Origin of the sequence: Janthinobacterium darwini (assembly GCF_051380905.1) — a bacterium.
Lineage (GTDB): Bacteria > Pseudomonadota > Gammaproteobacteria > Burkholderiales > Burkholderiaceae_D > Janthinobacterium.
Genome location: NZ_JBNYXX010000005.1, coordinates 58,901 through 77,804 on the forward strand (window position 1 = coordinate 58,901; position 18,904 = coordinate 77,804).

Genomic DNA, 18,904 nt, shown 5'->3' on the forward strand with positions numbered 1-18,904 from the left:
GGTTGTTTTATGTTGCGCTGGCCGTGCGCAAGGCGGCAAGCAATTGTGCCAGCTGCGCCTTGTCGCGTTCGAGCGCTGCCAGGCTGGCTTCGAAGCCGGCGATCTTCTGTTCCAGGCTGCCGGTGGCGTCGTGGATGCGCTGGATCGAGGCAAAGCGCAGTTTCAGCTGTTCCTTGTACTCGACGATCTGTGCTTCGAGCGGCGCCATGATGACTTTCAGCCAGGCGCTGGCGTCGTCGTTGGCGTTGGTGAAACTGCGGCGCACGCGCGAGGCGATGGTGTCGAAGAATTTCTCCATCAGCACAACCCGGCTGGTGGTGAGCAGGGTCGCCGTGCCGAACTGCTTATGGTAGACGGCTTCGATATCGGCGATCTCCTGGCGGTAGCGGGCCAGCGAAAACGGCATCGGCAAGGCCAGCGCCAGGCCATGTTCGGTGGCGAACTTGCGGTACATTACATTCATCATCTCCGTGATCTCGGCTGTCTTGCCTTCCGAGCGGTCCAGGTTTTGGGCGATGCGTTCGAAATACTGGCGCACGGCTTCGCGCAGGCCCGTGAAAAAGCGGCTGCGCTGCATGGCGGCGCGCACGCTGTCGATATCGTCGCGCACGATGTCCATGCCCAGGCTCGTATAGAGTTCCGTCGACAGGCGGGTAAATACGGCGCGCGTCGCCTGCAGCTTGAACAGGCTGCTGTCGAATTCCTTCTTCTCGATATCGATGCGCCGCATCATGTGCGCGATCACGCTCTGGTTCTTGCCGCGCAGGCTGTGCAGCTCGTGCAGCTGCTCGGCGATGCCGCGCGCGCGGGCCGCCGCCTGCACCTGCTGCGCCGCTTCGATGGCGTCCAGATCGAACGCCAGCTGACGCCGGATGATGTCCTTGCGCGCGGGGATCAGTTCCTCGAAAAGGGCCGTCTCCAGCGGCAGCAGGCGGCTCTTTTCCAGCAGCGCCGCATCGTGGTTGATCTTGCCCACCAGGGCCTTTTGCGCCGACACGGGAAACACCTGGCCAGCGTCCAGGGCCAGGAGATGTGCCACGCTGGCCTGCTGGCGCTCGATCGCCTGCGCCACCTCCAGGTCGCCGCGCAATTCATCCCACATGCTGTCGATCTTGTTGAGCACCACCAGGCGGCCGGCGCCAGCGCCGATATGGTTGCGCCAAACCTCGATGTCGCTGCGCGTGACACCCGTGTCGGCGGCCAGGATGAACAGCACCGCGTGCGCATTCGGGATCAGGTTCAAGGTCAGTTCCGGTTCCGTGCCGATGGCGTTCAAGCCCGGCGTGTCGAGGATGACCAGGCCCTGTTTCAGCAGCGGATGGGGAAAGTTGATGATGGCGTGGCGCCACATGGAGATTTCCACATGGCCGTCCTCGTCGAGCATGGCGGGTGCATCCGCGTCGTCGGCATCGTACAGGCCGTAGCGCGCTGCTTCTTCCACGCTGACTTTTTTCGTCAGGCTGACCTGGCGGATGGCTTCCTGCATGTCGCCGCCCGCATCGATGTTCAGGGGCAGGACGGTCCAGGCGGCGGGCAGGTCGCGGTAGTCGCTGGTTGACAGGTTCTGTGCGCGCGTCTCGATGGGCAGCAGGCGGATCGATGGCTGCCATGCCGGGTCGTACAGCAGCTCGGTGGGACACATGGTGGTGCGGCCCGCGCCCGAGGGCAGGATGCGCTGGCCGTAGTCGGCAAAGAAGATGGCGTTGATCAGCTCGGATTTTCCGCGCGAGAATTCCGCCACGAAGGCCACGGACAGGCGGTCGTCAGTCAGGCGGGAAACGCAGCGGGCCAGGCGCAGCGCGGAAGCGCCGTCGACCAGGCCAGCCGCGCTGGCGGCTTGCCGGTATGCCTGCAAGGCCGCCAGCACATCCTGGCGCCATGCGCTGTATTGTTCCAAGTCCCTGACCATCTGGCTCCCTTTGCGAGTGACTTACTTTTGACAATTCACGCAGTAAAACGTGGAACGTTGTCCTTGCACGATTTGGCGGATCGGCGCGCCGCATACGCGACATGGCTTGCCCGCGCGGTTGTAGGTGAAATACGTCTGCTGGAAGTAGCCAGACTGGCCGTTTACGCCGATGAAGTCGCGCAAGGTGCTGCCGCCTTGCACGATGGCTTCGGCCAGCACGTCGCGTATCGCCTGCGCCAGTTTCTCATAGCGCGCCAGGCCGATGCGCCGGGCCGGCGTCTTCGGGTTGATCCCCGCGCGAAACAGGCTCTCGGAACAATAGATATTGCCCACGCCGACGACGATGTCGCCCGCCATCAGTACCTGCTTGATATTGGTGCCCTTGTTGCGTGTTTTTTCGAACAGCAGCTGGCCCGTGAAGCCGCCTTCCAGTGGTTCCGTACCCAGGCCGCGCAGCAGCGCGTGGCCGTCCAGCGGGCCGTCGGCCTCGTCGTGCCACAGCACGGCGCCGAAGCGGCGCGGGTCCGTCATGCGCAGCACCTGGCTGCCGCCGTCCGCATCTTCCACGACAAGGTCGAAATGATCGTGCTTTTGCGCCTCCGTCCCCGTTGGCAGCACGCGCAAATGGCCCGACATGCCCAGGTGGATAATCAGCGTGCCGTGGCGGAAGTGGATCAGCAGGTATTTGCCGCGCCGCCCCGTCAGGCCGATGGTTTGGCCCGACAATTGTTCGCCAAGGGCCGGAGGGAAGGGCCAGCGCAGGCCGTCGCGGCGGAGCACGACGGCGCGCACGGCGCGGCCCTCGATGTGGGGCGCGACACCGCGTCGTGTGACTTCGACTTCTGGCAATTCTGGCATAGGGCTCGAATGGTTGAAAAGCGGATAAAAACAGGCAGCTTGCCGGCGGATGGCTGGCCCGGGCACGCCATGCCGCCACGACGTATATATTTCGTTACATACGTGAAGTACGCGATAGCCGCGTTGGGCGTAGAATCAAACTTTGCCGTTTAGCCAGGATCAGCCTTTGAAAAACGCTTTCGCCATTGTAACCTTGTCCGCCCTGATGGCCACGCATGCCATGGCACAGACGCCTGTCGCCCCCGCTAATGCTGCGGCCGGCCCCTCTACGGCCGCGCCCGTCGCGCCACAGGAAGAGGGCGCCGAGTCCAAGGCGGGCGCCAAGGAGGACGCCAAGGCGGAGGGTTTGCCGAAGGTCGAATTGAGCAGCGACTTGCTGTACAAGCTGACCAAGGCCGAAATGGAATTCAAGAGCGGCCAGTGGCAAGGGCCGTACGTGACGATGATGGTGGCGGCGCAGCAGACGCGCGACCCGCGCCTGGCGCGCCGCGCTTCCGAAATGGCGCTGTCTGCCAAGCAGGGCGGCGAAGCGCTGGCCGCCATCCGCCTGTGGCGCGAGCTGGCGCCCGACTCGGACGAGGCGACGCAGTTCTTCCTCGGCTTCGTCGTGTTGACGGACAAAATCGAAGAAGCGGAACCGATTTTTGCCGAGCGCCTGGCCAATGCGCCGGCGGGCGCCCGCGGCGTGGCCCTGTTCCAGATGCAGCAGATCCTGTCGCGGTCGAATGACAAGCTATATGCCTACTCGATGGTGACGCGCCTGGTGCAGCCTTACCTGGACATGTTCGAGGCCCATCTGGTGCTGGCGCAGGGCGCCCTGTCGATCGGCGAGCGTGAGCGCGCCATCGGCGAAGCGAACAAGGCGCTGGCGATCAAGCCGAACTCCGAGCTGGCCGTGTTGACTCTGGCGCAGGTGACGGGCGAACCCGAGGCGGCAGGCAAGGTGCTTGCCACATTCCTGCAAAAGAATCCGGACGCCGTCGAAGTGCGCGGCGCGTATGCGCGCCTGCTGGTTGAGCAAAAACAACTGGAGCCGGCGCGCGATCAATTCCTGCTGCTGCTGAAAAGCCAGCCCGATAACGTGGGCGGCCTGTACGCGCTGGGTATCGTGGCGCTACAGCTGGAAGACACCAAGGGCGCCGAGCAGTACTTCAAGCGCTTCCTGGCCGTGCTCGAAAAGTCTCCTGGCGACACGCGCGATCCGTTCAAGGCCCTGATGATTTTGTCGCAGATCGCCGAGACGCGGGGCGACACGGCGGGCGCCATCGCCTGGCTGGACAAGGTCGACAACAGTGCATCAAGCGGCTACGTCGAGGCGCGCTTGCGCCGCGCCCAGCTGATCGCCCGTGGCGGCAATCTTGATGCGGCCCGCAAGGCGCTGACGGAAATCGAAACGGACGATCCGGCAAGCCAGGCACAGGTGCTGCTGGTCGACGCGCAATTCCTGCGCGACGCCGGCTATGTGCAAAGCGCCTATACGGTGCTGGAAAACGCCTTGCTGCGTTTCCCCGACAATCCCGAACTGCTGTACGACTACGCCTTGCTGGCCGAACGCCTGGATAAACTCGATTTGATGGAGGCCAGCCTGCGCCGCGTGATGGCGCTGGCACCCGACAACCAGCATGCGTATAACGCCCTGGGCTACTCGCTGGCCGAACGGGGCATCCGCCTGGAGGAGGCCCATGCGCTGATCGAGAAGGCGCTGCAGATGGCGCCGGGCGACCCGTTCATCATGGACAGCATGGGCTGGGTGCAGTTCCGCATGGGCAACCTGGCCGCGGCGGAAAACGCCTTGCGCCGTGCCTATGCCGTGCGCAGTGATCCGGAAATCGCCGTCCACCTGGGCGAAGTGCTGTGGCAGAAGGGCGACAAGGAAGAAGCGCAAAAACTGTGGCGCGATGCGCAAGGCAAGGACCCGAAAAACGAGGCCCTGAAAAGCACCCTGGCGCGCCTGAATGTCAGTTTGTAACGCAATGTTAACTAAAATCTGGGATCAGGCCCGACGGGTCTGACCCCAGCTTTACGCTGCTGGTTCTTTATTATTCCCATGCCCAAAAAACTCTTCACCCTCACGCTCGTCTGCCTGGCCCTGTCGGCCTGCTCGACCCTGACCTCTCCCTTTTCGTCCGGCGCCGCGCCATCGTCGCAGGCGGTGGCGCCTTACCGCGAGCAGCTGGAGCTGACGGGCCGCTTGAACGTGGTGTATCAGAAGGATGACAGGCCCGAATCGGCCACCGTCAATTTCAACTGGCAGCAGACGGCGCAGCGCACGGACGTGACACTGTATTCGCCCGTCGGCAGTACCCTGGCCACCATCGCCGTCTCGCCGCAGCAGGCCGTGTTGACGCAAAGCGGCAAGGCGCCGCGCAGCGCGCCCGATGTCGATACCTTGAGCGCGCAGATGCTGGGCTGGTCCTTGCCCGTGTCGGGCTTGCGCGACTGGCTGCAGGGCTATGCCGTGGGCGCCGATGGCAAGCGCTTTGTCGCTTCGCCGGCCAACGACAGCGTGACCACCAAGGATGGCTGGCGTTTGCGCTATGTGTCGTGGCAAGATGCTGCAGACAATACACCGGGCGCCTTGCCCCAACCGCGGCGTATCGATGCGGAACGTAATGCCAGCGCGCAGGCCGATGCCGTCTCGCTGCGCATCGTGCTCGATCCCGCCCCTTCCGCACCTGCACCATGACACTGACGACGCTGAACAATTGCCCGGCCCCGGCCAAGCTGAACTTATTTCTACACGTCAACGGCCGCCGCGCCGATGGCTACCACCTGCTGCAGACGGTGTTCCAATTGCTCGACCATGGCGACACCTTGCACTTCGCGCTGCGCGACGACACGGCGATTGTCCGCGTGACGGCCCTCGCCGGCGTGCCGGAGGAGCAGGACCTGATCATCCGTGCCGCCAGCTTGCTGCAAGCGGAAGTGCTGCGCCGCACGGGCGCCTTGCCGCGCGGCGTCGATATCGCCATCGACAAGGTGTTGCCCATGGGGGGAGGCCTCGGCGGCGGTTCGTCCGATGCGGCCACGGCCCTGATGGCATTGAACCGACTGTGGCAGGCGGGTTTGACGCGCGAGGAATTGATGGCGCTGGGCTTGCCGCTGGGTGCCGACATCCCGTTTTTCATCTTTGGTGAGAATGCCTTTGCCGAAGGCGTGGGCGAGGCACTGCAGCCCGTCACCACGCCCGAATGCTGGTATGTGGTGATCGAGCCGGGCGTGCAAGTGCCCACCGCGGCAATTTTTTGCGCGGAAGGCTTGACGAGAAATACCGAACCCGTCACAATAGCGGACTTTTCCAGGTACCTCGCAGAAGGAAACGATGCGGGCGGGTTTGGTAAGAATGATTTACAGCAAGTGGCATGCAGTCTTTTCAAGCCGGTAGCAGATGCGGTAGAATGGCTGGGTGCTTACGGTGAGGCCAGGATGACTGGTTCCGGTGCTTGTGTGTTTAGTGCGTTTGGCAGTCAGGAAGAAGCGGATGCGGTGCTCAGCAATGTGCCACCAGTCTGGATCGCCTGGAAGGCAAAAGCGCTGAGTCGCCACCCGATGCTCACGCTGTTGTAAAGCAAAGCAAAGCAAAGCAAAGCAAGCAGCAAAAAAAGATTTTGCTTAGCGTCAAATAGTCGGTATAATACTGGCCAACATGACGGCAAGCAGTCAGTAACGTAGGGGAATCGCCAAGCTGGTTAAGGCACTGGATTTTGATTCCAGCATGCGAAGGTTCGAATCCTTCTTCCCCTGCCACCATTTCACCGTAGTCTGTCGATGCGAAGTTAGCGTCCAGTGCGGGAAAAAGCAGATATGTCGCCACGCGGCATATTCTAAACAATGACTGACCGGGCCCATGCCCGGTTAGTGCTTTTCAAGACTTCTATATCACCTCTTGGGACTCCCATGGCTTACGAAAACCTGATGGTTTTTACCGGCAACGCGAATCCAGCGTTGGCAGAGGGGGTCGCAAAAAACCTCGGCATCCCTCTCGGTAAAGCAAACGTTTCGAAATTCTCCGACGGCGAAGTAATGGTCGAGATTAACGAAAACGTGCGCGGCAAGGATGTTTTTGTTTTGCAATCCACCTGTGCTCCAACCAACGACAGTCTGATGGAAATCATGCTGATGGTTGATGCCTTGAAACGTGCTTCCGCTGGCCGCATCACTGCCGCGATTCCGTACTTCGGCTACGCCCGCCAAGACCGTCGTCCACGCTCCGCGCGTGTGGCGATTTCGGCCAAGGTGGTGGCGAACATGCTGGAGGAAGCCGGTGTCGAGCGCGTCCTGATCATGGACTTGCACGCTGACCAAATTCAAGGTTTCTTCGATATCCCAGTCGACAATATCTACGCTTCGCCAATTTTGCTGGGTGACCTGCAAAAGAAAAACTACCAGGATCTGCTGGTCGTGTCGCCGGACGTCGGTGGTGTGGTACGTGCGCGCGCCCTGGCAAAACGCCTGGGCTGCGACCTGGCCATCATCGACAAACGCCGCCCAAAGGCGAACGTGTCCGAAGTGATGAACATCATCGGTGAAGTCGAAGGCCGCAACTGCGTGATCATGGATGACATGGTCGACACGGCAGGCACCCTGACCAAGGCTGCCGAAGTGCTTAAAGAGCGCGGCGCGAAAAAAGTCGTGGCGTATTGCACGCACGCGGTGCTGTCCGGCCCGGCGATCGACCGTATTTCGGCTTCGCCACTCGATGAGCTGGTCGTGACTGACACGATCCCCCTGTCCGAAGCGGCCCTGGCCTGCGGCAAGATCCGTCAATTGACGTGCGCGCCGCTGCTGGCCGAGACGTTCAAGCGCATCATCAAGGGTGATTCGGTTATTTCCCTCTTTATCGATTAATTCGGTAAGTAGAAACAGACGTAATGCCTGCGGCGCGACCGGCTTTTTGCCTGTTGCGCCGCAGTGTTTTAGTTTTCGGGGCGCGTATGCGCCCATTTCCGAGGATTCCTGGTCGCGGGAATCTTCATAACACAAGGCATCTGCCTTGTTCTTCTTGGAGTATCACATGAAAGTTATCGCATTTAAACGCGAATTGCAAGGTTCCGGAGCGAGCCGCCGCCTGCGCATTTCCGGCCAAACCCCTGGTATCGTCTACGGTGGCGCTGAAGCCCCGGTGCTGATCTCGCTGGATCACAACGCCCTGTACCACGCGTTGAAAAAAGAAGTGTTCCACTCGTCGATCCTGGATCTGGAAATCGACGGTGTTTCCCAGCAAGTTCTGTTGCGCGACTTCCAAGTCCACGCATACAAACAACTGGTTCTGCACGCTGACTTCCAGCGCGTTGACGCTAAGCAAGCTATCCACGTGAAAGTTGCTCTGCACTTCATCAACGCTGACGTTTCCCCAGCAGTCAAACTGCATGGCGCGACCATCAGCCACGTTGCCAACGAAATCGAAGTTTCGTGCCTGCCAGGCCAACTGCCAGAATTCATCAACGTTGACCTGTCGAACATCGACGTCGGTCACTCGTTGCACATCGGCGACCTGGTCCTGCCAGCTGGCGTGACCGCTGTCACCCACGGCGCCAACCTGACCATCGCTACCGCTTCGGTACCGGCTGGCCACGTTGCTGCTGAAGCTGAAGCAGCCGCTGCTGTTGACGCCGACAAGAAGTAATTTTGCCGCCGCAGTAATGCGGTAGTTGCAAGGAAAAACCCGCCAGGTTCGCCGCGCGGGTTTTTTTCTGCCTGTTTTCACCGATAATGTTTTCTTTTTCATTGCAGACACAGCCATGCCCATACGCCTGATCGTCGGCCTCGGCAACCCGGGACCCGAATACGAACAAACCCGTCACAATGCCGGTTTCTGGCTGCTGGACAATCTTGCCAACAGCTTGCCCGGCACGCGCTTGCAGCGCGATTCGCGCTATAACGCCATGCTGGCGAAAACGTCGATAGCCGGCAAGGAAGTCTGGCTGCTCGAACCGCTGACCTTCATGAACCGCTCGGGCCAGTCCGTGGGCGCGCTGGCGCGCTTCTTCAAGATCGCCGCCGATGAAGTGCTGGTGGTGCACGACGAGCTCGATCTGATGCCCGGCATTGCGCGCCTGAAGAAAGGCGGCTCGGCCGGCGGCCACAATGGCTTGAAAGACATCACGGCCGCGCTGGGCACGCAGGATTACTGGCGCTTGCGCCTGGGCATCGGCCACCCGCGCACCCTGAGCCTGCAGCAGCAAGTAGCCGATTTCGTGTTGCACCGTCCGCGCCGCGAAGACCAGGAGCTGATCGAGCAAGCCATCGAAAAATCCTTGCAGGTGATGCCGCAGATCGTCGAAGGCAAGTTCGAGGCGGCGACGATGAAGTTGCATACGGCCTGAGAGTAGGGCCTGATGGCGTCACGATACGGCTGTTTTGGCGTCATTTGCCCATCATCGGGCTTTTGAAGCGCGCCGGTCAGGGGTACAATTGACCCCCTGAAATGCAGCACACGCACTATCCCCCGGAAAATGGCGAACCATCGCTCCGTTTTCCCTAACAGCACGGCAAGCACGCCGATAGACGGCGCCATGTGCTTTGATTATTAAAGGTTTTCCATGAGTCTCCAATGCGGTATCGTCGGCTTGCCGAACGTCGGCAAGTCCACCCTGTTCAATGCACTGACGAAAGCCGGCATCCCGGCTGAAAACTATCCGTTCTGCACCATCGAGCCGAACGTCGGCGTCGTTGAAGTGCCGGATCCGCGCATGGATGCGCTGGCCGCCATCGTCAAGCCGGAACGCATGGTCAATGCCATCGTGGAATTCGTCGACATCGCCGGTCTGGTGGCTGGTGCATCGAAAGGCGAGGGCCTGGGCAACCAGTTCCTGTCGCACATCCGCGAAACGGACGCCATCGTCAACGTCGTGCGTTGCTTCGAAGATGACAACGTCATCCACGTGGCCGGCAAGATCAACCCGCTCGACGATATCGAAGTCATCCAGACCGAACTGGCGCTGGCCGACATGGGCACCGTGGAAAAAGCCATCCACCGCGAAAACAAGAAAGCCCGCTCGGGCGACAAGGACGCGGCCAAGCTGCTGGCCATCATGGAACGCATGATGCCTTACCTGAACGACGCCAAGCCGGTGCGCGCCATGGGCCTGGACGCCGACGAAATGGAACTGATCAAGCCTTTGTGCCTGATCACTGCCAAGCCAGCCATGTTCGTGGCCAATGTGTCGGACACGGGCTTTACCAACAACCCGCTGCTGGACCAGCTGACGGCCTACGCGCAATCGCAAAATGCCCCTATCGTCGCCATCTGCGCGGCGCTGGAAGCGGAAATCGCCGACCTGGACGATGCCGACAAGGGCGCTTTCCTGGCCGACATGGGCATGGAAGAGCCAGGCCTGGATCGCCTGATCCGCGGCGCCTACAAGCTGCTGGGCCTGCAAACCTACTTCACGGCGGGCGTGAAGGAAGTGCGCGCCTGGACCATCCATGTGGGCGACACGGCACCGCAAGCGGCCGGCGTGATCCATACCGACTTCGAACGCGGCTTCATCCGCGCGCAAACCATCGCCTATGACGACTTCATTGCCTACAAAGGCGAAGCCGGTGCCAAGGAAGCGGGCAAGATGCGCGCCGAGGGCAAGGAATACGTGGTCAAGGATGGCGACGTGCTGAACTTCCTGTTCAACGTCTAACTTCCTGCCCGGCCCCGGATGGGGCGACAGACAACCCTGCAAATCATTGATTTGCAGGGTTTTTTATTGCCCGGATAACCAGCATGGCTGCAATTGGACGGTTCTCTAGTCCTCGCGGCCGCGCGCCAGGCTATCCGAACGTTGCCATGTCCACATCAGACCGATGCCGGCAGAGGTGCCGCTGTTCTGGCGCAGCAGGGGGCTGGCGCGGTTGGCGGCGCCTGCGTAGTTGTCGTAGCGCAAAAATGCAAAGGCGCGCCAGTCCCGCTGCAGCCGGTACGAACCGCCCAGGCCCAGGCGTGTGAGCATCAGTCCGCTCTTCGCCGCATATGATGGGCGCTGACCGGTGGCAAACGCGGGGCTGACGCCATAAAAGTAATCGTTGATGGCGGCATTGCCCAGCACGGCGCCCAGGCTGGCATCGACATGCCACGCCTGCTGTTCGCCTTGCAGCGCATACACGAGGCGTGGCTCGAACGTGGCGCCCTGGCGGTGCAGGCCGCCGCGCGCTTCGATGACGGCGCGCAAGGGCAGCTCCAGGCCCAGACGGCTGTGTTGCGTCGGCTCGGCCAGCTTGATTTTCAGGCGCGGGCCAAATTCCACCAGGGTGCCCAGATCCGGCATGCCGCGCCGGGCCGGCACGTCGCTGGACCTGGCAGGCAAGGACAGGGCAAAGCCGATATCGACATCGAATCGCTCCGTGTCGAGCAGGCGCGCGCCCACGCCGGAGCGGTCGGCGCGTAATACTTTGCCACGGTAAATCAGATAGGGCAGGGCCAGGCTGCGCGTCGAGCGTTCGCTGGCGCCGGGATAGGCGGGCGTGACGGCTGTGCCGCCAAACACGCCCGCTTCCCATAATGGCAGCGGTGGTTCGATGGCGCGCGCCGGTGCCATGGCGGCGAAGACGGCGGAGGCGGCCAGCAAGGTGGGTGCGAGGTTCATCAAGGAACTCCGCAAGGCTTGCCCACCGGCAGCGATTCGAACTCAGCAACGAAGGCCATCAGCCCCCTCCCGTTCCAGCCCAGTTCATCGCGCACGGCTTCCGCTTCCGCCCTCTTGCCCTGGCGTTCATACTGGTCGATTAGCGCCCTGTAGCTGAGGGCGCTCGATTGTTTGCTGCGCTTTGCCAGCGCAATGGCTTCGCGGAAATGAAATTCGGCCGCGTCGTAGCGGCAGGCCGCGCTGGCGGCGCGTCCCGCCTGGTGATGCAGCCGCTCCTGCCAAGCGAGGTCGCCACGGCCCAGTTCTACATTTTCGACGGCTGCCTCGTAGCTGCGCATGGCTTGCGTCCAGTCGCCCTGGCTGGCCGCTTCCCGCGCGAACTGTTCCTGCTGCGCCGCCGTGCGCAGTTCGATCTGCGTGGAGCAGGCGTTGAGCGCCATTAAGACTAGCGGCAGGATGAGGCAAGAGCGGAGGGGGGGCAATGTGGACATGGCGCTACTGTAGCGCATGCGCATGCGCGCACGTTTGCGCGCTACGCATGAATTGGATATTTCCCCGGGCATGGATGACATATAATTTGCACACGACTTTGTTATTTTTGACAGTACACCTCACGGGAGCACCATGTTTTCACGCAAATTCCATTCTTGTGCACAGCTGATGCTGGCTACCTTGCTGATGGGCTTTATCGCCGCTTCCCCGGCGCGCGCGCAGCAAGCGGCCGTCAAATTGCCGAATGTGGTGATCCTGGCCACGGGCGGCACCATCGCCGGCAGCGGCGCCGACAGCACCACCACCGTGGGCTACACCTCGGCCACCGTGGGCGTCGAGCGCCTGATCGCGGCCGTGCCGGAACTGAAAAAAGTGGCGAATGTGAAAGGCGAGCAAGTGTTCCAGATCGCCAGCGAAAGCATGGGCAATGAACACTGGCTGACCCTTGCCAAGCGCATCAACGTGCTGCTGGCCTCGAACGATGTCGATGGCGTGGTCGTCACGCACGGCACCGACACCATCGAAGAAACGGCCTATTTCCTGAACCTGACCGTGAAAAGCCATAAACCGGTGGTGGTGGTGGGCGCCATGCGTCCGTCGACCGCCATCTCGGCTGACGGCCCCATCAACCTGTACAACGCCGTGATGCTGGCCGGCAGCAAGGAAGCCGTGGGCAAGGGCGTGCTGGTGGCATTGAATGACCAGATCAACGCCGCGCGCGAAGTCGCCAAAACGAACACCTCGACGACCGACACCTTCAAGTCGCCGGAACTGGGCATGCTCGGCTACATCCAGGGCAGCAAGGCCTTTTTCTACCGCCAGTCGACGCGCAAGCACACCCTGGAATCGGAATTTGACATCAGCAAGCTCGATGCCCTGCCGCAAGTGGACATCGTTTACGGCTACGCCAACATGAACCGTGTCGGCATGGACGCCTTCATTGCCGCCGGCGCCAAGGGCATCATCCATGCAGGCGTGGGCGATGGCAGCGTGGCCGCGCAAATGAAGCCGGCCCTGGTAGAGGCGCGCCAGAAGGGCGTGCTGATCGTGCGTTCGAGCCGTGTCGGCCAGGGCATCGTGGCACGCAATGGCGAAGCCAATGACGATGAACTCGACAGTGTTGTGTCGGATACCCTGAACCCACAAAAAGCCCGCATTTTGCTGATGCTGGCCTTGACCAAAACGAATAGCACGCAAGAAATCCAGCGCATTTTCTACACGTATTGATCCTTGTCGCGCCAGGCCAGCCTCATTGGCTGAGCCTGGCCGATTTACGCTTGCCCGCTTTGCTGCCATACTTCGTTTCTGAATAACTTTCTGGAAGAAGCAGCAACACTGTTCCTTGTCCCCTGTCCATGGCTATCCTGTCCGACATCATCCTGTATCCCATCAAATCGTGCGCCGGCATCCACTTGCAGGAGGCCGTGCTCACGCATTCCGGGCTGATGAGCGAGCACGTCTTCGACCGCGAATGGATGGTGGTGGATCCGCAGGGCCGCTTCCTGACCCAGCGCGAACATCCGCGCATGGCACTGATCGTGCCGTCCATCAAGGCCACCACGCTGGAATTGCGCGCGCCGGGCATGCTGTGCCTGGAAATCGAGCTGGGCTTGCCGCACCCGGAACTGGCTCCCATGCTGGAAGTGCAGGTGTGGGACGATACCGTGCGCGCCTACGATTGCGATGACGTCACGGCTACCTGGTTTTCCAACGCCATCGGCGTGCCGTGCCGCCTGGTGCGCTTTCACCCGGACGTGGTACGCGCCACCAGCACCGCCTGGACGGACGGCGTGGCCGCCTCGACCATGTTTGCCGATGGCTACCCGGTACTGATCGCGGGCAGTGCCTCGCTCGCCGATGTGAACGACAAGCTGCGCGCCGCCGGCCGCGAGGCGCTGCCGATGAATCGTTTCCGTCCCAACCTGGTCATCGGCGATATCGGCGCCTTCGAGGAAGACTACGCCGCGTTCCTGCAATTTGGCGCTACTGTGCTCAAGCCTGTCAAACCATGCTCGCGCTGTCCGATTCCGTCGGTGGACCAAGCCACGGGCGTGCCCGGACCGGACCCGCTCGACGTCATGCATGGCTATCGCGCCAAGCCCGAGCTCGATGGCGCCATCTGCTTTGGCATGAACGCCATCGTCACCGGCGGCGGCGACGAGCGTATCGTGGTAGGGCAGGACATCGGTTTCGAACTGGCATTTTAAGCATGGCGCCCGTACAGAAGGGTTTAAGGTTTCTATGAATCAAGCAATACCGCCGGACCCGCGCATTGCCAGCCTCGAAGCCGAAAACCAGGCCTTGCGCGCGCGCATGGCTTTCCTGCTGGAGCAGGTCGAGCGCAACCACGACATCATGTGTCGCCACCAGGCGTTTGACCTGGAAATCGTCAGCGCGTCCACGTTTCCCGAATTGATTGGCACCATCTTTCGCACCTTGCCCGTGATTTCCGACCTCGACGGCGTCACTCTGAGCCTGCTCGACGAGGATGACGATATCGTGCTGGTGATGGAAAAGCTGGGCGTCGATTTCAGCGCCTTTCCGCAGTTGCTGTTCGTGCATGCCGTGGCGGAGCTGGGTTTTGCTCCGCCGGCGCCCGTGGCCGAGGGAGAAGCGCCCTTGCCGGCGTCGCCGCTGCTGGGACAGTTCGATGCACGCGTGCATGGCCCGCGCTTTCCGCAGATCGACGCTCCCCTGCGCAGCGTGGCGCTGGTGCCCTTGCTGCGCAACAAGCGCCTGATCGGCAGCCTGAACCTGGCCAGCGTCGACGTGATGCGCTTTACGCCCTCGCTGGGCACGGATTTCATCAAGCACATGGCCTCCATCATCGCTATTTGCCTGGAAAACGTGATCAGCAATGAAATGCTGAAATACATCGGCTTGACCGATTCCCTGACGGGCGTCTACAACCGCCGCTATATCGACCGCCGGCTGCTGGAAGAAATCGCCCGCGCGCGGCGCCAGAATTATTGTATTTCATGCATGTATATCGACATCGACCATTTCAAGCTGGTCAATGATACCTATGGCCACCAGGGCGGCGATGAAGTGCTGCGCGAAGTGGCCACGCGCATCCGCACGGAGTTGCGCCGCTCCGATGCGCTGGGACGCTTTGGCGGCGAGGAATTCGTCGTCCTGCTGATCGACGCCGACCTCGACAGCGCGACGTTTGTTGCCGAACGCATCCGCGCCAGCATCGCCGGCACCATGTTTGACTTGCCGGGCAGCGCGCAAGCGTGGGTCAGCGTATCGATCGGCGTGGCCAGCCTTGAAGCGGGCGCGGCCCTGTTGCCGATCGAAACGGTGGCGCAGCAACTGGTGGCGCACGCCGACCAGGCCCTGTACCAGGCCAAGGCGGGTGGACGCAACATGGTCGTCAACTGGCAGCCGGAGGTCGGCTGACCAGGATCGCCTGATTATTTCAGTAGCAATGTTTCGGCTTTGGCCACGGCGTCGGCTGTGCCGCGCAGCACCACCACGTCGCCGCTGGCCAGTTGCGTTTCGGGCGTGACATCGAGGCGGTCGCGGCCGCGGCGGATGGCCGTCACAAATGCACCGCAGCCGGCTATGTCGATCATGCTTAAAGGCAAGCCCACGCACTGCGCGCCCTCGTTGACGGTGACCGTATGCAGGCGTTCCAGTTCGGCATCGTCGCCCGCGTCGCTGGAACCGTGGAAATAGCCGCGCAAGGAGGCGTAGCGCTCCTCGCGTGCCGCCTGCACCCGGTGCACCACGCGGCGCAGGGGCACGCCCATCATGATCAGCGCGTGCGAAGCGAGCATCAGGCTGCCTTCCATCAATTCCGGCACCACTTCGGCCGCGCCCGCGCTTTTCAGCTGGTCGAGGTCGGTGTCGTCGTGGCTGCGCACGATAACGGGCAACGTTGGCGCCATTTCTTTAAGTAAATGCAATAACTTCAGTGCCGAGGGGGTGTTGGCGTAGGTAATCACGACAGTGCTGGCCCGGTAGATGCCGGCCGCCACGAGGCTTTCGCGCCGGCCCGCGTCGCCATACGAGACGTGGGCGCCGGCCAGTTGCGCTTCCTGCACCCGTTCCGGGTCCAGGTCCAGCGCGTGGTATTCGATTTTTTCCTCTGCCAGCAGGGTGGCCAGGCTTTGCCCGCTGCGCCCGAAGCCGGCGATCAGCACGTGTTTCTGCGACGCCATGGTGCGCGTGGCGATCTTCGTGAGGGCCAGCGATTGCATCATCCAGTCGTTGGCGGCCAGTTTCATGACGATGGCATCGGACTTGGCGATGAGGAAGGGCGCCACCAGCATCGACAGCACCATCGAGGCCAGCACCACCTGCACGACGAACGGGTCCATCAACTTGATGCCGCCAGCCAGGTTCAGCAGCACGAAGCCGAACTCGCCCGCCTGCGCCAGTCCCAACCCCGTGCGCAGGGCCACGCCGTTGCTGGAACCAAACAGCCGGGCCAGCCCCGCGATCAGGGCGAATTTCAGCAGCACGGGGCCGCACAGCAGCAGCAAGACCAGCCACCAGTTGTCGAGCACCACGCGGATATTGAGCAGCATGCCGACGGTGATAAAGAACAGGCCCAGCAGCACGTCGCGGAAGGGTTTGATATCCTCTTCCACCTGATGCTTGAATTCCGTTTCGGAAATGAGCATGCCGGCAACAAACGCCCCCAGGGCCAGCGACAACCCGGCCCGTTCCGTGATCCAGGCCGCGCCCAGCGTGATCAGCAGCAGGTTGAGCATGAACAACTCCTGCGAGCGGCGCTTGGCGACGATAGTCAGCCAGCCCCGCACCAGCTTCTGGCCGATGAAGAGGAGCAAAATGAGGACAAGCAGGGCCTTGCCGCCGGCCCAGGCCAGGGTTTCGGCCAGATTGTCGGAATCGCGGGTGAGGGCGGGAATCAGGATCAGCAGGGGCACCACGGCCAGGTCCTGGAACAGCAGGATGCCGATGATCTTGCGGCCGTGTTCGCTTTCCAGTTCCAGCCGTTCCGTGAGCATTTTGGAGACGATGGCCGTTGACGACATGGCCAGCGCGCCGCCCAGGGCGAAGGCGGCTTGCCAGCTCAGGTGGATGTAGGCGGACAGGTAGCGGCCGACGAACCAGCCGAAGACGACGGTGGCGATGATGGTGGTGACCACCTGCGCCATGCCAAGGCCAAAGACGATGCGCCGCATGGCGAGAAATTTGGGAAGCGAGAATTCGAGTCCGATGGAAAACATCAGGAAGACGACGCCGAATTCGGCCAGGGTGTGGCTGGCCTCGTTTTCCGCCGCCAGCCCCAGCGCGTGGGGGCCGATGACGATGCCGACAGCCAGGTAGCCCAGCATGGGCGGCAAATGCAACATTCTGAAAGCGACCACGCCCAGCACGGCGCTGCCGAGTAACATCAGGGTCAGTTCAAGCGAGGAAAACATGGGTTGCCCGGTGCGGTCAATGGAAATCGTTGTTTGTTGTGACTGGCAAGTTTTTTGCTTTCCTAATTCGTTTATACTTTGGGCATGAGTGTAACCCATGAAAAAACAATGCTGAAAGCTTTTGATCGAATTGACATGCAAGCGACGACCGAGCGCGCCGTCGCGTTGGCCCGCACCACCTTGCAGATCGAGTCCGACGCCATCGTTGCGCTGCACGCGCGCCTGGCCACGGACGACAGCGTGGGCCGCGCCGTGGCGATGTTGCTGCAATGCAAGGGGCGTGTCGTCGTCTCCGGCATCGGCAAGTCCGGCCATATCGCACGCAAGATTGCCGCCACGCTCGCTTCCACCGGTACGCCGGCCCTGTTCGTGCATCCGGCCGAAGCGGCCCATGGCGACTTGGGCATGGTCACTTCGGAAGATGCTTTTATTGCCATATCGTACTCCGGAGAATCGTCGGAATTGATGGCCATCATGCCCGTCGTCAAGCGCATGGGCGGCGTGCTCATTTCCATGACGGGTAAACCGAACTCCAGCCTGGCTCAGCTGGCCGACGTGCACCTGGATATTTCTGTTGAGAAAGAAGCCTGTCCGCTGAACCTGGCGCCGACGGCCAGCACCACTGTGACCCTTGCCCTGGGCGATGCGATCGCCGTGGCCTTGCTGGACTTGCGCGGCTTCAAGGAAGAAGATTTTGCCCGCTCGCACCCGGGCGGCGCCCTGGGCCGTCGCCTGCTCACGCATGTGCATGACGTCATGCGCAGCGGTGAACGGGTGCCCAAGGTGGCCGTGGACGCTTCCTTGCTCCAGGCGCTGGAAGAAATGACGAAGAAGGGCATGGGCATGACGGCCGTCGTCGATGCGGATGACCGTCCCGTGGGCGTGTTCACCGATGGCGACTTGCGCCGCATGTTCGAGCGCGTGCAGGATTTCACGCAAGTGGCGATCCGCGACGTCATGCATGCGCAGCCGCGCAGCATCGCGCCCGAACGCCTGGCAGTGGACGCCGTGGCCGTGATGGAGCAGTTCCGCATCAACCAGATGCTGGTCGTCGATGCCGGCGGCAAACTGGTGGGCGCCCTGCATATCCATGATCTGACGCAAGCGAAGGTGATCTGATGGACAGCGTTGCGGACAACCTGGCGCGGGCGGCCAAGGTCAAACTGATGATTTTTGACGTCGATGGCGTGCTCACCGACGGCAGCCTGCATTTCGGCCCGGATGGCGAGATGATGAAAACGTTTAATGTGTATGATGGCCTGGGCATCAAGCTGCTGCAGGAATCGGGCGTGCAGACGGCCATCATCAGTGCGCGCCGCTCGGCCATCACGGCGCGCCGCGCGCAAGACCTGGGCATTACCCATGTGCACCAGGGCGGTCATGACAAGCTGACACCGTTTCGCGAATTGCTGGCGCTGACGGGCTTGACGGAAGAACAATGCGGCTATATCGGCGACGATGTCATCGATGCGCCCATCCTGCGCCGCGTTGGCTTTGCCGTCAGCGTGCCAGGCGGGCGTCCGGAAGCGCTGGGCCTGGCGCACCATGTGACGCAAGCCGGCGGCGGCCGCGGCGCGGTGCGCGAGATCTGTGAATTCGTGCTGCGCGCCCAGAACAACTATGCGCGCGTCATGGCGCCGTTCCTGGAATGAGGCGTACCGCCTCGCCGCCAG

17 protein-coding genes and 1 tRNA gene are annotated in these 18,904 nt (G+C 61.9%); 13 read left to right on the plus strand and 5 right to left on the minus strand.

Annotation, left to right across the window (positions count from 1 at the left end; translation table 11 throughout):
• Positions 1-7 precede the first annotated feature (7 nt).
• The gene (locus tag ACQ4WZ_RS23490; protein ID WP_133988805.1) at positions 8-1,909 is read right to left on the minus strand and encodes a dynamin family protein; all 1,902 of its coding nucleotides are present in this window, start codon (positions 1,907-1,909) and stop codon (positions 8-10) included.
• A 21-nt stretch (positions 1,910-1,930) separates the two neighbouring features.
• Positions 1,931-2,767, minus strand: a complete 837-nt coding sequence (mutM, locus tag ACQ4WZ_RS23495) for a bifunctional DNA-formamidopyrimidine glycosylase/DNA-(apurinic or apyrimidinic site) lyase (protein WP_133988804.1) — start codon at positions 2,765-2,767, stop codon at positions 1,931-1,933.
• A 166-nt stretch (positions 2,768-2,933) separates the two neighbouring features.
• Between mutM and ACQ4WZ_RS23500 the strand changes: the two genes are divergently transcribed.
• The 8 genes from ACQ4WZ_RS23500 (at position 2,934) to ychF (ending at position 10,401) form a co-directional block, all read left to right on the plus strand.
• Positions 2,934-4,736: a tetratricopeptide repeat protein gene (locus ACQ4WZ_RS23500; RefSeq protein WP_133988803.1), complete on the plus strand. Its 1,803-nt coding sequence runs from the start codon at positions 2,934-2,936 to the stop codon at positions 4,734-4,736.
• A 78-nt stretch (positions 4,737-4,814) separates the two neighbouring features.
• The gene (locus ACQ4WZ_RS23505) at positions 4,815-5,453 is read left to right on the plus strand and encodes an outer membrane lipoprotein LolB (RefSeq protein WP_436574633.1); all 639 of its coding nucleotides are present in this window, start codon (positions 4,815-4,817) and stop codon (positions 5,451-5,453) included.
• A complete protein-coding gene (ispE, locus tag ACQ4WZ_RS23510) occupies positions 5,450-6,334 on the plus strand; it encodes a 4-(cytidine 5'-diphospho)-2-C-methyl-D-erythritol kinase (protein WP_101483611.1) in 885 nt (294 codons plus the stop codon). The genes ACQ4WZ_RS23505 and ispE overlap by 4 nt, the downstream gene beginning before the upstream one ends.
• A 103-nt stretch (positions 6,335-6,437) precedes the next feature.
• Positions 6,438-6,514 (plus strand) — tRNA-Gln (locus ACQ4WZ_RS23515).
• Between the two features lie 150 nt (positions 6,515-6,664).
• Positions 6,665-7,615 (plus strand): ribose-phosphate pyrophosphokinase, encoded by a 951-nt coding sequence (locus ACQ4WZ_RS23520; RefSeq protein WP_034753270.1) that lies wholly within the window; start codon positions 6,665-6,667, stop codon positions 7,613-7,615.
• 166 nt (positions 7,616-7,781) lie between these two features.
• Positions 7,782-8,393, plus strand: coding sequence for a 50S ribosomal protein L25/general stress protein Ctc (locus ACQ4WZ_RS23525; RefSeq protein WP_101483612.1), 612 nt, complete (start codon positions 7,782-7,784; stop codon positions 8,391-8,393).
• 115 nt (positions 8,394-8,508) lie between these two features.
• A complete protein-coding gene (gene pth, locus ACQ4WZ_RS23530; protein ID WP_436574634.1) occupies positions 8,509-9,093 on the plus strand; it encodes an aminoacyl-tRNA hydrolase in 585 nt (194 codons plus the stop codon).
• A gap of 216 nt (positions 9,094-9,309) precedes the next feature.
• A complete protein-coding gene (ychF, locus tag ACQ4WZ_RS23535; RefSeq protein ID WP_034778348.1) occupies positions 9,310-10,401 on the plus strand; it encodes a redox-regulated ATPase YchF in 1,092 nt (363 codons plus the stop codon).
• A gap of 105 nt (positions 10,402-10,506) precedes the next feature.
• Here the strand turns inward: ychF and ACQ4WZ_RS23540 are convergent, their stop codons facing one another.
• Positions 10,507-11,343, minus strand: a complete 837-nt coding sequence (locus tag ACQ4WZ_RS23540) for a MipA/OmpV family protein (RefSeq protein ID WP_133988801.1) — start codon at positions 11,341-11,343, stop codon at positions 10,507-10,509.
• Positions 11,343-11,834 (minus strand): hypothetical protein, encoded by a 492-nt coding sequence (locus ACQ4WZ_RS23545; RefSeq protein ID WP_436574635.1) that lies wholly within the window; start codon positions 11,832-11,834, stop codon positions 11,343-11,345. Before ACQ4WZ_RS23545 ends, ACQ4WZ_RS23540 begins: the two co-directional genes overlap by 1 nt.
• Positions 11,835-11,967: 133 nt before the next feature.
• On the opposite strand from ACQ4WZ_RS23545, the gene ACQ4WZ_RS23550 reads away from it, so the two are divergent.
• From ACQ4WZ_RS23550 to ACQ4WZ_RS23560, 3 genes are all read left to right on the plus strand, one after another.
• A complete protein-coding gene (locus tag ACQ4WZ_RS23550; RefSeq protein ID WP_436574636.1) occupies positions 11,968-13,062 on the plus strand; it encodes a type II asparaginase in 1,095 nt (364 codons plus the stop codon).
• Between the two features lie 128 nt (positions 13,063-13,190).
• On the plus strand, positions 13,191-14,042 hold the full coding sequence (locus ACQ4WZ_RS23555) for an MOSC domain-containing protein (protein WP_436574637.1): 852 nt from the start codon (positions 13,191-13,193) through the stop codon (positions 14,040-14,042).
• 34 nt (positions 14,043-14,076) lie between these two features.
• Complete coding sequence (locus ACQ4WZ_RS23560; RefSeq protein WP_436574638.1) at positions 14,077-15,237, plus strand: GGDEF domain-containing protein; 1,161 nt, start codon at positions 14,077-14,079, stop codon at positions 15,235-15,237.
• Positions 15,238-15,251: 14 nt separating this feature from the next.
• Here ACQ4WZ_RS23560 and ACQ4WZ_RS23565 read toward each other — a convergent pair whose 3' ends face one another.
• Positions 15,252-17,231 carry a monovalent cation:proton antiporter family protein gene (locus tag ACQ4WZ_RS23565; protein WP_436574639.1) on the minus strand — a complete coding sequence of 660 codons (1,980 nt, stop codon included), beginning with the start codon at positions 17,229-17,231 and terminating at the stop codon, positions 15,252-15,254.
• An 84-nt stretch (positions 17,232-17,315) separates the two neighbouring features.
• Between ACQ4WZ_RS23565 and ACQ4WZ_RS23570 the strand changes: the two genes are divergently transcribed.
• Both ACQ4WZ_RS23570 and ACQ4WZ_RS23575 read left to right on the plus strand, forming a co-directional pair.
• The gene (locus tag ACQ4WZ_RS23570) at positions 17,316-18,350 is read left to right on the plus strand and encodes a KpsF/GutQ family sugar-phosphate isomerase (protein ID WP_436574640.1); all 1,035 of its coding nucleotides are present in this window, start codon (positions 17,316-17,318) and stop codon (positions 18,348-18,350) included.
• On the plus strand, positions 18,350-18,883 hold the full coding sequence (locus tag ACQ4WZ_RS23575) for a KdsC family phosphatase (RefSeq protein ID WP_133988799.1): 534 nt from the start codon (positions 18,350-18,352) through the stop codon (positions 18,881-18,883). Before ACQ4WZ_RS23570 ends, ACQ4WZ_RS23575 begins: the two co-directional genes overlap by 1 nt.
• The last annotated feature ends 21 nt before the right edge of the window (positions 18,884-18,904 follow it).

Coding starts and splice junctions, on each gene's coding strand:
- pth (WP_436574634.1), top strand. CDS start 8,509: ATGCCCATACGCCTGATCGTCGGCCTCGGCAACCCGGGACCCGAATAC.
- ychF (WP_034778348.1), top strand. CDS start 9,310: ATGAGTCTCCAATGCGGTATCGTCGGCTTGCCGAACGTCGGCAAGTCC.
- ispE (WP_101483611.1), top strand. CDS start 5,450: ATGACACTGACGACGCTGAACAATTGCCCGGCCCCGGCCAAGCTGAAC.
- ACQ4WZ_RS23550 (WP_436574636.1), top strand. CDS start 11,968: ATGTTTTCACGCAAATTCCATTCTTGTGCACAGCTGATGCTGGCTACC.
- ACQ4WZ_RS23520 (WP_034753270.1), top strand. CDS start 6,665: ATGGCTTACGAAAACCTGATGGTTTTTACCGGCAACGCGAATCCAGCG.
- ACQ4WZ_RS23570 (WP_436574640.1), top strand. CDS start 17,316: ATGAGTGTAACCCATGAAAAAACAATGCTGAAAGCTTTTGATCGAATT.
- ACQ4WZ_RS23555 (WP_436574637.1), top strand. CDS start 13,191: ATGGCTATCCTGTCCGACATCATCCTGTATCCCATCAAATCGTGCGCC.
- mutM (WP_133988804.1), bottom strand. CDS start 2,767: ATGCCAGAATTGCCAGAAGTCGAAGTCACACGACGCGGTGTCGCGCCC.
- ACQ4WZ_RS23490 (WP_133988805.1), bottom strand. CDS start 1,909: ATGGTCAGGGACTTGGAACAATACAGCGCATGGCGCCAGGATGTGCTG.
- ACQ4WZ_RS23525 (WP_101483612.1), top strand. CDS start 7,782: ATGAAAGTTATCGCATTTAAACGCGAATTGCAAGGTTCCGGAGCGAGC.
- ACQ4WZ_RS23565 (WP_436574639.1), bottom strand. CDS start 17,231: ATGTTTTCCTCGCTTGAACTGACCCTGATGTTACTCGGCAGCGCCGTG.
- ACQ4WZ_RS23505 (WP_436574633.1), top strand. CDS start 4,815: ATGCCCAAAAAACTCTTCACCCTCACGCTCGTCTGCCTGGCCCTGTCG.
- ACQ4WZ_RS23540 (WP_133988801.1), bottom strand. CDS start 11,343: ATGAACCTCGCACCCACCTTGCTGGCCGCCTCCGCCGTCTTCGCCGCC.
- ACQ4WZ_RS23545 (WP_436574635.1), bottom strand. CDS start 11,834: ATGTCCACATTGCCCCCCCTCCGCTCTTGCCTCATCCTGCCGCTAGTC.
- ACQ4WZ_RS23575 (WP_133988799.1), top strand. CDS start 18,350: ATGGACAGCGTTGCGGACAACCTGGCGCGGGCGGCCAAGGTCAAACTG.
- ACQ4WZ_RS23560 (WP_436574638.1), top strand. CDS start 14,077: ATGAATCAAGCAATACCGCCGGACCCGCGCATTGCCAGCCTCGAAGCC.